We start from the raw sequence: 12124 nt of genomic DNA on the forward strand, positions 1-12124 counted from the left end.
CTCGCTATGACAAACGCGCCAGCCACTACCAAGCCATGGTCACCCTCGCCTGCCTCCGACTCTGGCTGCCATGACTTTCCGGACAGGCCCTAGGGGCGCCGTGCTGCCGAGCAGCTCCAGCTTCCTGCTGTCCGCCGAGGCCAGCTCCACCTGCTGTCGCTGGGTACGCGCCGTGAAGGCGATCTTGTCGCTCGACAGCAGCACGACCGCGTCCTTCTCCGAGCCCGGAGCGCGCAGCGTCTTCCGCGGTCCGATGGCCGCGTACACGATGCGGCCGGTGCGCCGGTCCGCGACCAGCTCGATCCGGCTGTTGGCGTACCACTCCTCGGCGAGCACCTGGGGCGTCCTCGGCCTGCCGACCAGCCGCCCCGGCACCTGCCGCACACCCGTCCTGGTGGGCGGGACACTGCCGGTGAAGCGCAGACCCTCGTAGCCCTGCACGGTGCCGGGGCCCGCGTAGCGGAGTCGTACGACACCGCCGAGCGTGCCGTCCCACCAGCGGTAGCCGCGTTCCTCGACGTCGAAGGGGAACTTCAGGTACGCCTCGCCGTCGAAGGCGGGCGACTCGCGGCAGCAGTGCACCGGTTCATTGGTCCGCCGGTCGGTCACCCAGCGCTCGAGCGTCCACTGGAGGGAGTCGCGGGTGTCGGCGGCCGGCAGAGTGGCGTCGGTGTCGACCGAGGTGGACACGTCCCAGACCGCGTTGCCGCTCCGCACGCTGTCCGCGACGTCGCCGCGGACCTGGCGTGTGATGGTGATCCGCCGGTCGTGCACGGTCTTGAGCAGAGAGGTGTCGAAGTAACTGCCGGTGCCGGTGAAGACGGTCGTCGTGTCGACGTCGACCGGGGTGCGCTTGGCGTGCGGCTGGACGTACGTCACCAGCAACGGGGCGAGGACCAGCAGAAACACCCCAGCTCCCAGCAGGATCAGGGACATGGGTGAAGCGGTACGACGCATCCGGGCACTCCTGTTTCGAGAAACTCGCACGGAGACGCACGGACCCCAGGGCCGGTCGAGCCCTTGTGGCTGAAGACGGTAGGGAGCCCCTTGACGGATTGTCAACGACCCGTCAAAACTGACGTTCGACCGGTGGGGGCCGGCCGGGGTGGGATCGTCTCCAACGAGGAGCTGACCCGACACAATGCGCAGACTGCTCGCCGCATCGACCACCGCGGTGATCGCCGCGGCACTCGCCGTGGGCACCGCCTTCGGGATCGTGGCACTGCTGGATGCCACCCCCGAGCAGCCCAACGTCCCCCTGATCACCTACGACACGGCCCAGCCGCTCCGATGAGCTGTCCTGCCTGGAGTGAGGTGCCCAAGCCGAAGGTGGAGCGGTTCGCCGCGATCGCCCTGGCCGGGGCGGCGGATCTGGCCCAGGCGATCCTGCGGGAGATCCGGAGCGAATTCCCCGAACTACGGCTCGTGGAGGGCGAGTCCGGCGAGCCGATGGCGCTCGTGGGCATCCGGCGCGCCATCGAGGGATTCGTCCAGCACCTGGCGTCCGGGGCGGCCGATCCCAGGGTGCCGCCCGAGGTCTTCCAGGAGTTCGGCAGGGGAGAGGGGCTGAACGGGCGCAGCCTCGACTCCCTCCAGGCCGTCTACCGGCTCGGGGTGCGCCTCGCCTGGCGCAGGTTCGCCGAGATCGGCCAGCAGGTCGACATCGCCGCGCCCGCCATGTACGAACTCGCCGAATCCGGCTTCGAGTACCTGGACGGTCTCGTCGAGCAGTCGGTGCGCGGATACGCGGAGGCGGCCGCCCGGCAGGCTAGCGAACGCCTGCGGCTGCAACGGCAGTTGATCGACCGTCTGCTGTCCGGGCAGCAGGGTGACCCCGCGTACCCCCACACCCTGGGCGAACGCGCTGCCCGCATCGGTTGGGAGCTGCCCGCCACCATCGCCGTCGGCGTGCTGATCCGGCCGGCGAGGGAGGCCGTCGCCCCCGCCGTGGGCCAGGGCATCCTGCTCGACATGGAGAGCGAACAGCCCCGCATGGTCATCCCCGAGCCGGACACCGCGGGCCGCGCGGACCTGGTGCGCAGGGCCACGACGGGCTGGTCCGGAGCGATCGGTCCTTCGGTGCCGCTCGCGGCCGCGGCGACGTCGCTGCGGTGGGCGGAGACCGCCGTGCGGCTGATCGAGGACGGCCTCCTGCCCCGGGGCGAGGTGCAGTACTGCACCGATCGCACGGAGGAACTCGTCCTGCTGCCCTCCCGGGAGCTGATCGACGCCGCGGCCCCGCGCTGCCTGACCCCGCTTCAGGACGTCGGCCCGGCCCAGGCCCGACGCCTCGCCGCGACGTTGCTCGCCTGGATCGAGACCTCCGGCGGCGCCCCGGAGGTCGCGAGCCGCCTCGGCGTGCACCCCCAGACGGCCCGCTACCGACTGCGCCAGATCCGCGAACTGTGGGGTGAGGCCATCGACGACCCCGACCGCCGCTTCGAGATGCTCCTCGTCCTCCGCGCCCAACGCCTGCGCGGCGAACTTCCCACGGGCCCCGACTGACGCGGGCGACGCGGGAGGGGGCCTGCTCACCTCGATGAGGGTGCGGGGGGCTACGAACGGACGCCCAGCGGCGGGAGCCTCGGGCCCCGCCTCCGTAGTCGCGCTGAGTTCGAAGGCGCGCTCGATGACGCCAGCAGGTGGGCACGGCACCCTTAAGCCGTGTCCCTCCTTCGCCCGGCGCGCCCGATCAGGCCGTGCAGCAGCCGGACGTACGGGGACCAGCGCGCCGGTCGGGTGGCCCTGCCGGCGCAGGCGGTCTCGGCGCGGTCCAGGCTGTCCTCGATCAGCGCGTCGTGCAGCGGCCGCCAGAGCAGCGGCCAGCCGATACGGGCCGGGCCGCGCGCCGTCATCGCGAGGGTGTGCCGCAGTGCGGTGAGCTCCGCGTCGACGGGCAGGACGGCGAACTCGTGGAAGCCGTGGAAGCCCCGAGGTGCGTCGAACCTGAACCGGACCCACTTCCCGGGCACGTACGCGGCGACGGTGTAGCGCACCGGGCCGTGGCCGCCCACCGCGCCGACCGTGAGCGGACGGTCGAGCGTCAGCCGGGGCCAGGCCCGGCCGGGCCACAGCCTGTCGGCGTCCCCGCCGGCCAGGGTGTCGATGAGCCCGCCCACCTCCCCCTCCCCGGCGGGCAGCAGGCGTTCGTGCACGTTGTAGACGCCCATGCGTCCTCCCCTCTTCGGGTATTAGAGGAATCCCTCTAATAAAATGGAGACTACTCTCTGATTCATGGCAAGGCCACCTCGTTTCGACACCGACCAGCTCCTCGACGCCGCCGTCCGCCTCGCCGCCGCCGGCGGGCCGGCCGCCGTGACCATGTCGGCGGTAGCCCAGACCGTCGGCGCACCGAGCGGCTCCGTCTACCACCGCTTCGCCGGGCGCCCCGCGCTGCTCGCCGAGGTGTGGCTACGGACCGTCGAGCGCTTTCAAGAGGGCTACTTCGACACGCTCGACAGCGACCCGGACCCATACCGGGCCGCCCGCGCGGCAGCCCGGTACGTCGTCTCGTGGAGCCGTGCCCACCCGCAGGAGGCGGCCCTCCTCCTCTACGGCCCAGGGGAGTTCGGCCACGCCGACTGGTCCCAGGAGCACGCCCGGCGCGCCGACACCGGCAACCGGCGCGTGTACGCCTCCCTCGACACCCTCGCGGAAGCCCTCGGCGCGACAGGCCCGCAGGACCGAGAGCGCATCGCCCTGGCCCTGGTGGACCTGCCGCTCTCCGTGGTCCGCCGCCACCTGCGCGCAGGGCAGCCGCTGCCGCCCCACGCCGAGGACCTGACGGAGGAATGCACGGCCGCACTGCTGACCCCGCACGAGTAGACCCGCGGATGGCCGAGCTGGCGTCACCGTTGGCGACCGGGTACACCTCGATCGCCCGCGTACGCGCTGACGCCGACGGTGGTCGCTGCCGTAGCCGCAGGAAGGGTGCGACTCACGATCCATCAGGTGTTACGCGGGTCACGCTCGGCGTGCGGGACGGCGGTGGTGTCGACGGGGGAGCAGGCGCTAGTGTCTGGGAAGCGTCGCGTGCCGGTGGCAGGCCGTGCCAGGCATGGAGGCGCCGGATCGAAGGAGGCCGACGTTGTACGCGTCGCACCCTTCGCTCTCGCGTGACTGAGCGCGAGACGACCAGGCTCGTCGCCTGGAGCCAAGAACTCCGTCGGGTGCACGGCCGACTGAGAGAAGCCCTGTCAGTGACCCGCGCCTCCCTCGCCGACGGCACCCCCGGTGAGGCGGCCACCCGTGAACTGCTGCTGTATTGCCATGGCTTCTGCACGGCTCTCGACGGCCACCATCAGGGCGAAGACCGCACCCTGTTTCCTGCCATCGCAGCTGCGCATCCGCAGCTGCGCCCGGTGCTGCGCTCGCTCGAGCAGGATCACTCGATGATTGCCCACCTGATCGGCAGCCTCCGCGCCGCGGTCGACCGGGCCGCGCCGCCTGAGGAGCTTGACCAACACCTCGAAGGCATCGCCGCGATCATGGAGAACCACTTCCGATACGAGGAGCGGCAACTGCTCACTGTGCTCGAAACCCTTGAGCTGGCAGCCGTACCCCGAGAGGTCCTGGGCCCGCTGTGACTCCGGACCGGATACGTGGCCGGCTTCTTCCGCATCACGCGACTTCTTCCGCATCACGCGACTTCGTACGCTGACCTGCGTGACAGAGCGCGGTCAGGCTGCGGCGTCCTGCGGGTACCAGCGGAGTTCCACGGTGTTGCCGTCCGGGTCCTGGACGTAGACCGACGTGGCGGTGCCCCGTGCGCCGAAGCGGTCGACGGGACCTTCGAGGACGGTGAAGGTTCCCGAAGAGATGAACTCCTCCCAGTCCAGCGGTTCCACGGTGAGACAGATGTGGTCGACGTTGGACTCTCCCCGAGGGCGACTGACCAGGTCGATAATGGTCTCAGGGGTGATTCTCACCGATGGGAACGGGACCTCTCCCGCTCGCCACTCGGCAACGCGTACCGGTTCCAGGCCGAGGAGTCCGGCGTAGAAGTCCAGGGACCGCTCGACATCCTCGACGTTGAGGACCAGATGGTCGAAAGCCTTCACGCGCAGCGAGGACAACCCGGGTTTGTCGCCGAGGCTCGGTGCGGGGTGGCCGTGCTCCCGCAGGGGCTCGTCGGCCTGGGCCGGGTAGGTGGTGAGGTCCGAGACGTTCATGGGGCTTCCTTCGATGGCGGAGTCCAGGTGGGCGATGTCTACGATCCGCCGACGGGAGTCCGCCATCAAGGCACGATCGGAATAAGATCGTTGAGCCTGATTAAACGAATGGGGGGATCGTGCTGGAACGGGTGGAGATCGAGACGTTCCTGACGCTTGCCGAGCAGCTGCACTTCGGCCGTACCGCCGAGCGCCTCTGCGTCACGACTGGGCGGGTCAGTCAGGTGATCAAGAAGCTCGAACGGCGGATCGGCGGCACGCTGTTCGAGCGGACCAGCAGAACAGTTCGACTCACGGCAGTCGGGCGGCAGTTGGCCGAGGACCTGGTGCCCTTGGTCGCCGGGATGGAGGAGGCGCTCCGAAGGGCCACCCATGCATGTCGCGGAGTCACGGGAGAACTGCGGGTCGCCTTCCTCGGCGAGTGGACGGCACCCGCACTCCTGAAGGTGGTGGGTCTGTTCAGCGAGCGCCACCCCGATTGCAGGGTCGATGTGAGGGAGGTTCAGCTGTCCAACTCCCGTACGAGCCTGCTTGACGGCTCGATAGACGTCCTCATTGCTTCGTACCCTTTCGATGGAATGGCCTGTGGGCCAGTACTGCTGACGGAGAAACGGGTGCTCGCCGTTGCGGCCGGGCATCCGCTCGCGGGCGAGGAGCCGGTGTCGCTCGAAGTGCTCGCGGAACACCCCGTGGTGCAGTACCCGGAGGTGACCTCAGCGGGGTTCAAGCGGGATCGCACACCGGACTACACCCCGTCGGGCAGGCCAGTTCCGAAGGGGCCGACCGGAGGATCGTTCTCCGAAATGCTCACGCTGGTGGCGATGGGCAAGGGCGTCCTGCCGGTCGGAGAACATTCCCGGCGCTACTACCCTCGACCCGACGTGGCCTATGTGCCTCTGCACGACGCACAGCCGATCGAACGGGGACCGGTCTGGCTGGAAGGGAACACCACAGAGCGCGTCCGCGAGTTCGTACGGGCTGCATCGGCCTTCTCGGTGGGGCAGGGGTGGTGAGGTCGGGCGGCTCAGGCGATGGTGCGTACGAAGACGGGCTTGAGGTGGTTCTCCGGGAGTGCGTCGGGGAGTTGTTCCCAGTCGAGGACCTGGGAGACGACGCGCTCGGGTGCGACCTTCCCCGTGAGGGCGAGGTCGAGGGCGTCGGGGATGTGCGCGCGGACGTTGTCGCGGGCGATGCGCAGGGTGACGCCGGTGAGGTGCATGTCGAGCAGAGGCAGTTCGCCGGGCCGGAAGTGGTTGCCCGCCGATTCGCAGATGCCTTCTGGGGCGAGGGAGCGGACGGCGAGGGCGAGCTGGTCGACGCGGCCGGTTGCCTCGACGGCGAGGTCGAAGCCGTGCCGTACCGGTTCGAGGGTCTCGGCGGTACGGGAGCCGTAGCTCTCGGCGAGGGCCCGGTGCGTGGGGTCGGGATCGACGTACAGAACGTCGGATGCGCCCAGCGCGCGGGCGATATCGCACACGTACAGACCGATGCTGCCGCGCGCCACGACCAGGACGCGTGCTCCGGGGCGGGTCCTGAGGTGCGGGGCGACCAGGCGCCAGGACAGCGACCAGTTGTCACTGGCCGAGGCCATGGCCACCGGGTCGAGTCCGGGGGTAGCGGCACCAGCATGGCGTCCGCGTACGGGACGCGGACCAGGTCGGAGAAGAGCCCGCCCCAGCTGCCGCCGATCGGTGCGCCGTACATGGCCATGTGCGGCACGGAGCCGCAGTGGGCGGTCAGTCCGGCCCGACAGTGGTCGCAGGTGCCGCAGTTGATCGACCAGGGGACGACGACCAAGTCGCCGGGGGCCACGGCTGTCACCGCGTCGCCGGCGTCGACGACCCGGGCCACGCATTCGTGGCCGAGCGCGAACGGGGGGTCGATGAAGCCGTGTCCGGCCAGGATCATGGAGTCCACGTCGCAGGAGGTGGCCGCGACCGGTGCCACGATCGCCTCGCAGGCCGACTGGACCCGAGGGTCGGGGGCCTCGCGCCACTCGACGGCGCGTCGCGCGACATAGGTCAGCTCACGCATCGGCCTATCCCCTTCGCGAGGGCCACGAGGTCGGCGTAGCGGATCACGGAGCCGCCGGCACCCCACGTGCCGTCCGGCTGCTCGTGGACCAGCACCCACACACGCGGCGCGTCGGCCGGGGACAGCCCGGCGGCCGCGAGCACGGTCTTGGTGGCGTCCTCCACAAGGCCGGTCTTGCGGCGCTCGGACAGCGCACCCTGGGGAACCGTCACCTCCACAAGGAAGCGGGGCGCGTCGTCCTCCGCGGTCACCTGAGCCCCCTCGGACAGCTCCGTCAGGTAGCTCCACGCCTGGGCGCGGAAGAAGGCGGTGTCCGGCGCGCCCTCCCAGCGCAGCAGTACTCGGGCGAGGTCACGCTGAACGGTCGCGCGTCCCTGATCGGTGAGGGCACCGGTCGGGACGGTCAGCCTGATCATCGGCATGGCAGCTCCTCCATCTCGCGACACTGTCGCGCTATGACGGTCGTTATAAGCGATGGTCACGCTAGACTATGACGAGCGTTATAGCCAGAGGAGAGTGGAGACAGGTGCCCAAGAGCAGCACGCCGTCCCGCGAGCGGATCGTGGCCGGCGCCGCGGACATGATCAGCCGGCGCGGTCTGAGCGCCACGAGCATCCGGGAGATGGCCAAGCACGCCAAGGCGCCGCTCGGTTCCACCTATCACTACTTCCCCGAGGGCAAGCAGCAGTTGGCCTCGGAGGCCGTCCGTCACACGGGCGACTGGGTGGCTCGCAGCCTGCGCAAGGAGCTGGAAGCGGGCCCGGCCGCTGGGCTGAACGCCTTTCTCGCCCTGTGGCGCAAGATCGTCGTCGACACCGACTTCCACGCCGGCTGCCCCGTCCTGGCAGTCGCCATCGAGGAACCCTCCACCGACGAAGTCCCGCCCGCCCTGGCAGCCGCCGCGGAGGTCTTCGAGACGTGGGAGAGCCTGCTCGCCGGCTCCCTGCGGGAGCACGGCGCGGAGGCCGAGCGGGCCGCGCAGATCGCCACGCTCATCGTCGCCGCCGTCGAGGGCACCGTGGCCATGTGCCGCGCCAAGCGCAGCACCGCGCCCCTCGACCGCACCGCGGCCCAGCTCCAGGCCCTCATCGCCACCGCGATCGGGGACTGAGCCGACCAGCTCACGGCGCGGCGTTCGGCGCCCCGCACGCCTCGCGCGGAGCGCCGGCAGCGGCGTCTCGTCCTGGCCGCGACCGTGTGTCCGCAGGTGATCCGAAAGCCTCCCCGACACCAAAACACTGTGGGCCACCCCGAAGGGCGGCCCACAGCCTCCGTCACATGCGTCGCCTTACGGTGCCGGCCAGTGCGGCCATGTCGGAGCGTACGAGCACCAGTATTCGGGGCAGCCGACCCGGTAGGCCCGGGTGACCGTCTCCGTCACCGATGCGCCCGAGCGGTCCTCGGCGGTGACCTTGAGCGAGACCCAGCCGGTCTTCATCGCCGGTACGGTCACGCGCCGTTCGTCGTCCCGTCCGGTGACCCGCGCCGCCTGCCACGTGGCGCCGTCGTCCGTGGAGTACTGCACCGACACCCGGTCCACGTCCGCACCGCCGCGCACACCCGCCTGGCGCCCGATGCCCAGACCGAACGTGAACTCCCTGTCCTCCGGGACCGAGTTGTCGCCGTCGAGCCCCGCCATGTCGTAGCGCGTGTCGAGGAGCGGCAGCGGGGTCTCGCCGGCGGTGTGTTCCGAGCGGAACCGCCAGACGTCCGAGACATGCGTGCCCAGGGACCAGTCGGGGTGGTCGCGGTGTGCCGTCGACGTCAGCTCGTACCACTGCCCGCGGCGCGGTACGTCGAAGACGCCCTGCCCCGGCTGGTCGTTGCGCGCGACCACTCGGCCCGAGTCCTCGCGCAGCACCGTCTCACCCGACTCCAGATCCCTCGCCGGATCCGACCGGTGGCCCGCCGCGTCCGAGAACATCGGCAGCGCCAGGCGCAGCTTGTCCCCGACACGCGTGGCCTGTGCGCGGCCGTCGGGGCCGGTCACCGACAGCGACGGGTTGAACGGACCGGTCAGCCAGTTGTCCTTGACCGTACGCCCCTCCCGGTAGACGGTCGGATTCGAGTACTGCACGCCGAGCGGGCCGTCGGCGTCGATCGCGTACTCGAACGTGGCCGTCGTCCACGGCACATCCGGTGTGTAGTACGCCGTCATTCGGTGCGGGGTACGGAACAACGTCGACTGCTGCGCCAGACGCAAGCCCTGGTGGGTCACCCAGCCGTAGATTCCCTTCGGGTCGTTCGGGAATCCGGTGGTGCGGAAGCTGTGCTCCACAGCGGCCAGGTCGCGGCGCCGGTCCTGCCAGCGCGCACCGGCCGGGACCCCGTCGTCGTGCTTGTGGAAGGTGAAGTAGGTGCGGTCACCGTTCCGTTCGCCCTTGATCCGCAGCGTCACCTCGCCCTTGGCGAGCCGCTCGCGCAGCAGCGCCACGCCGTGTGCGTAGATGCCCAGCGGCGGGTCCGCCACGTCGAACGACGCGTACCCGGACATCAGGATCGCCGCCGGCTTCTGCGCCTTGATCGCCGCGTAGCGCCGGTCCTGCTCCTCCCAGGGCACGGGCCAGCCCGTCTCGAAGAGCACGATCCGGTCCTTCAGCTCCAGGCCCGACAGGTCCTCGCCGCTGCCCGCGTCGACGACCCGCTTCTCCAGGTCCCAGTCCAGCCGACCCCAGGACAAGAGCCGCACCGGCACGTCCACCGGGGCCGCGGTGCCGCCGACCGTCGTGGCCAGAACGTACGGCTGCTCCCAGGAGGCGGCCGAGAAGTACGTCAGCCCGGGTATCCGGGCGCTGCCCACGGCGTACGACCTGTACGCGCCGCCGAAGATCGGGGCGGCCAAGCCCGTCGGCCTGCCCGCCCCGGTCGACGAGACAATGCCCGTCGCCGAGCCCTGTTCGTCGATCCGCATCTCCGGGTCGTCGATGCCCATGGTGACCGGCTTCGCCGCGGACACGTCGGTCTTGAGCGTGCGGTCGCCGGTCAGAGAGACACGCTGTGCGACGACGACGGAGGTCTCGGGCACGCTGGCCCCGCCGTGCGCGACGTACTCCCACACCCCGCCGAAGACCCGGTAGTCGCCGACCGGAAGCCGGATCTCCTCGGGCTCCGTCGTGAGGCCGACCAGCTGCGACTCACCCGTCTTCTCGTTCTGCACCACGAGGTTCGTGTACGCCGCTTCGACGCCGACCCGCGGCGCGGCGGGTTCGAGGGTGAGCGTGGCACTCGGCCCCTCCGCGTCGAGGCCGACGGGCGTGCGCGCCGTGCTGCCGTCGCTGCCCCACGCGATGATCCAGGAGCTGTGGGCGCCGGGGGAGACCCTGCTCGTGTCGATCCGTACGGTCGTGGAGGCGCTGCCGCCGGCCGGGACCGTCAGCTGTCGCGGAGTGAGCGAGACCGGAGCATTCCCGCTCAGCGAGAGGCTGAGTCGGACGTCCTTGCCGCCGCTGTTGCGGTACGTGACCGTACGCGTCGGAGCGCCCGCGTACGGCCAGGCCAGTTCGGCGGAGACCGCCGCGGGGGTGGCGGTGATCCGGGACGCGAGCGCGCCGGGCACGTCCACGCTGCCCGAGCCCTGCTCGTACACGCCCGCGCCGTCGACCGGGTCGGCGGTGGCGATCAGCGCGGCCTTGAGCTGCCGGGCGTCCCAGTCGGGGTGCCGCTGCTTGAGGATGGCGGCCGCGCCGGAGACATGAGGAGTCGCCATCGACGTGCCGCTGATCGTCGCGTAGAACTCGCTGTCCGCGGCGTCGTCGAGAGTCCCCGCCGCGCGGGCGGCGGTGATCGCGCTGCCGGGTGCGGTGATCTCGGGCTTGACGCCGCCGTCGGCGACCGCGGGACCGCGGGAGGAGAACGAGGACATGGCGCCCTCCTTCGTCACCGACCCGACCGTCAGGGCGCTGGGCGCCGCTGCCGGCGAGCCGATTGTGCGCGGTGCGCCGTCGTTGCCCGCGGCGACGACGAACAGCGGCCCGCCGCCGGCCGACAGGGTCTCGACCGCCTGCGACAGCGGATCGCTGCCGTCGCTCGGCAGATTGGAACCGAGACTCATGGAGACGATGTCGGCGTCCTGGGCGGCCGCCCACTCCATCCCCTCGAGGATCCAGCTGATGTAACCGGAGCCGCCCCCGTCGAGGACCTTGCCGACGAGCAGCTCGGCTCCCGGCGCCACGCCCTTGTACCGGCCCTGCGAGGCGGCGCCGCTGCCGGCTACGGTCGACGCCACGTGCGTGCCGTGGCCGTTGAGGTCGGCGACGTTCTCGTCCCAGGTGAAGTTCTGCTCCGCGGTGACCTTGTTCTTCAGGTCCGGGTGGGCCGGGTCGTAGCCGGTGTCCAGGACCGCGACCTTCACGCCCTTGCCGTCGAGGCCCTTGCGCCAGGCCTCGGGGGCGCCGGTCATGGCGACGGACCGGTCCAGGCTCGCCGCCACCTTGGCGTCGAGCCACAGCTTCCCGGAGGGGGCGGTACGGGACGTGCCGTCGCCCGTACCCGCGAGGAAGCCCTGCCAGGCCGTCGCCGCCTCCGACTTGCGCACGGTACGGGCTGTCAGCCCGAGCGCCGGGTACGTCTCCCGCTGGGCCGAGCCTCGCAGCGCGGGCCCGCCTTGTGCTGTCGTGATGAGCGGGATGTCCGATCGGGCGGCATCGTCGTACCCCTGCGCGGCGAGCGCGGTGACGTCGAAGAGCTGCCGGTCCGCGCGCCCGTCCGCGAGGGCCTGCGTGGCGTCGACGGGGATGACGTACTCGTGGTCGTCGACCCTGGCCCGTGTGAACGCGATGTGCTCCCGGCCTCTACCGGGAGTCACTCCACTGACCTGTAGCTCGCTCCCACTCCCGGCGAAACTGACCCGGTCCCCGCTCACCAGCGTGACGGTCGTCTGCCCGGGCAGGGCACCACCTGGCACGGTCGCGTGGGCAGCG

The 12124-nt window shown here is 70.9% G+C and carries 10 protein-coding genes and 2 pseudogenes; 6 read left to right on the top strand and 6 right to left on the bottom strand.

The features are described from left to right. Positions 1 to 54: 54 nt before the first annotated feature. Positions 55 to 957: pseudogene (locus tag ACFV9D_RS25015) on the bottom strand (DUF3068 domain-containing protein); the annotation flags it as partial. 184 nt (positions 958 to 1141) lie between these two features. Between ACFV9D_RS25015 and ACFV9D_RS25020 the strand changes: the two are divergent. Together ACFV9D_RS25020 and ACFV9D_RS25025 are read left to right on the top strand one after the other, a co-directional pair. Beyond that, positions 1142 to 1294 carry a hypothetical protein gene (locus tag ACFV9D_RS25020; protein WP_385150305.1) on the top strand — a complete coding sequence of 51 codons (153 nt, stop codon included), beginning with the start codon at positions 1142 to 1144 and terminating at the stop codon, positions 1292 to 1294. After that, entirely contained in the window at positions 1291 to 2505 is a 1215-nt protein-coding gene (locus ACFV9D_RS25025; protein WP_385150308.1) for a helix-turn-helix domain-containing protein, read from the top strand. The genes ACFV9D_RS25020 and ACFV9D_RS25025 overlap by 4 nt, the downstream gene beginning before the upstream one ends. Positions 2506 to 2657: 152 nt before the next feature. Here ACFV9D_RS25025 and ACFV9D_RS25030 read toward each other — a convergent pair whose 3' ends face one another. Then, on the bottom strand, positions 2658 to 3170 hold the full coding sequence (locus tag ACFV9D_RS25030; RefSeq protein ID WP_385150311.1) for an SRPBCC family protein: 513 nt from the start codon (positions 3168 to 3170) through the stop codon (positions 2658 to 2660). A 64-nt stretch (positions 3171 to 3234) separates the two neighbouring features. On the opposite strand from ACFV9D_RS25030, the gene ACFV9D_RS25035 reads away from it, so the two are divergent. Continuing rightward, on the top strand, positions 3235 to 3825 hold the full coding sequence (locus ACFV9D_RS25035; RefSeq protein ID WP_385150314.1) for a TetR/AcrR family transcriptional regulator: 591 nt from the start codon (positions 3235 to 3237) through the stop codon (positions 3823 to 3825). Positions 3826 to 4115: 290 nt separating this feature from the next. After that, entirely contained in the window at positions 4116 to 4586 is a 471-nt protein-coding gene (locus ACFV9D_RS25040) for a hemerythrin domain-containing protein (protein ID WP_385150316.1), read from the top strand. A 93-nt stretch (positions 4587 to 4679) separates the two neighbouring features. Here ACFV9D_RS25040 and ACFV9D_RS25045 read toward each other — a convergent pair whose 3' ends face one another. Beyond that, positions 4680 to 5066: a VOC family protein gene (locus ACFV9D_RS25045; protein ID WP_385150672.1), complete on the bottom strand. Its 387-nt coding sequence runs from the start codon at positions 5064 to 5066 to the stop codon at positions 4680 to 4682. 224 nt (positions 5067 to 5290) lie between these two features. Here ACFV9D_RS25045 and ACFV9D_RS25050 point away from each other — a divergent pair, with 224 nt between their 5' ends. Continuing rightward, positions 5291 to 6184, top strand: a complete 894-nt coding sequence (locus ACFV9D_RS25050) for a LysR family transcriptional regulator (protein ID WP_385150319.1) — start codon at positions 5291 to 5293, stop codon at positions 6182 to 6184. Positions 6185 to 6195: 11 nt separating this feature from the next. Here ACFV9D_RS25050 and ACFV9D_RS25055 read toward each other — a convergent pair. Both ACFV9D_RS25055 and ACFV9D_RS25060 read right to left on the bottom strand, forming a co-directional pair. Next, positions 6196 to 7205 (bottom strand): annotated as a pseudogene (locus ACFV9D_RS25055) (zinc-binding dehydrogenase). After that, positions 7193 to 7627: a 4-oxalocrotonate tautomerase family protein gene (locus ACFV9D_RS25060; protein WP_385150322.1), complete on the bottom strand. Its 435-nt coding sequence runs from the start codon at positions 7625 to 7627 to the stop codon at positions 7193 to 7195. The pseudogene ACFV9D_RS25055 and the gene ACFV9D_RS25060 overlap by 13 nt, the downstream one beginning before the upstream one ends. Before the next feature lie 104 nt (positions 7628 to 7731). Between ACFV9D_RS25060 and ACFV9D_RS25065 the strand changes: the two genes are divergently transcribed. Then, on the top strand, positions 7732 to 8316 hold the full coding sequence (locus tag ACFV9D_RS25065; RefSeq protein WP_385150325.1) for a TetR/AcrR family transcriptional regulator: 585 nt from the start codon (positions 7732 to 7734) through the stop codon (positions 8314 to 8316). A gap of 177 nt (positions 8317 to 8493) precedes the next feature. Here the strand turns inward: ACFV9D_RS25065 and ACFV9D_RS25070 are convergent, their stop codons facing one another. After that, positions 8494 to 12009 carry a S8 family peptidase gene (locus ACFV9D_RS25070; RefSeq protein WP_385150328.1) on the bottom strand — a complete coding sequence of 1172 codons (3516 nt, stop codon included), beginning with the start codon at positions 12007 to 12009 and terminating at the stop codon, positions 8494 to 8496. Positions 12010 to 12124 lie beyond the last annotated feature (115 nt).

Source organism: Streptomyces sp. NPDC059875 (assembly GCF_042731085.1).
Taxonomy (GTDB): Bacteria; Actinomycetota; Actinomycetes; order Streptomycetales; family Streptomycetaceae; genus Streptomyces.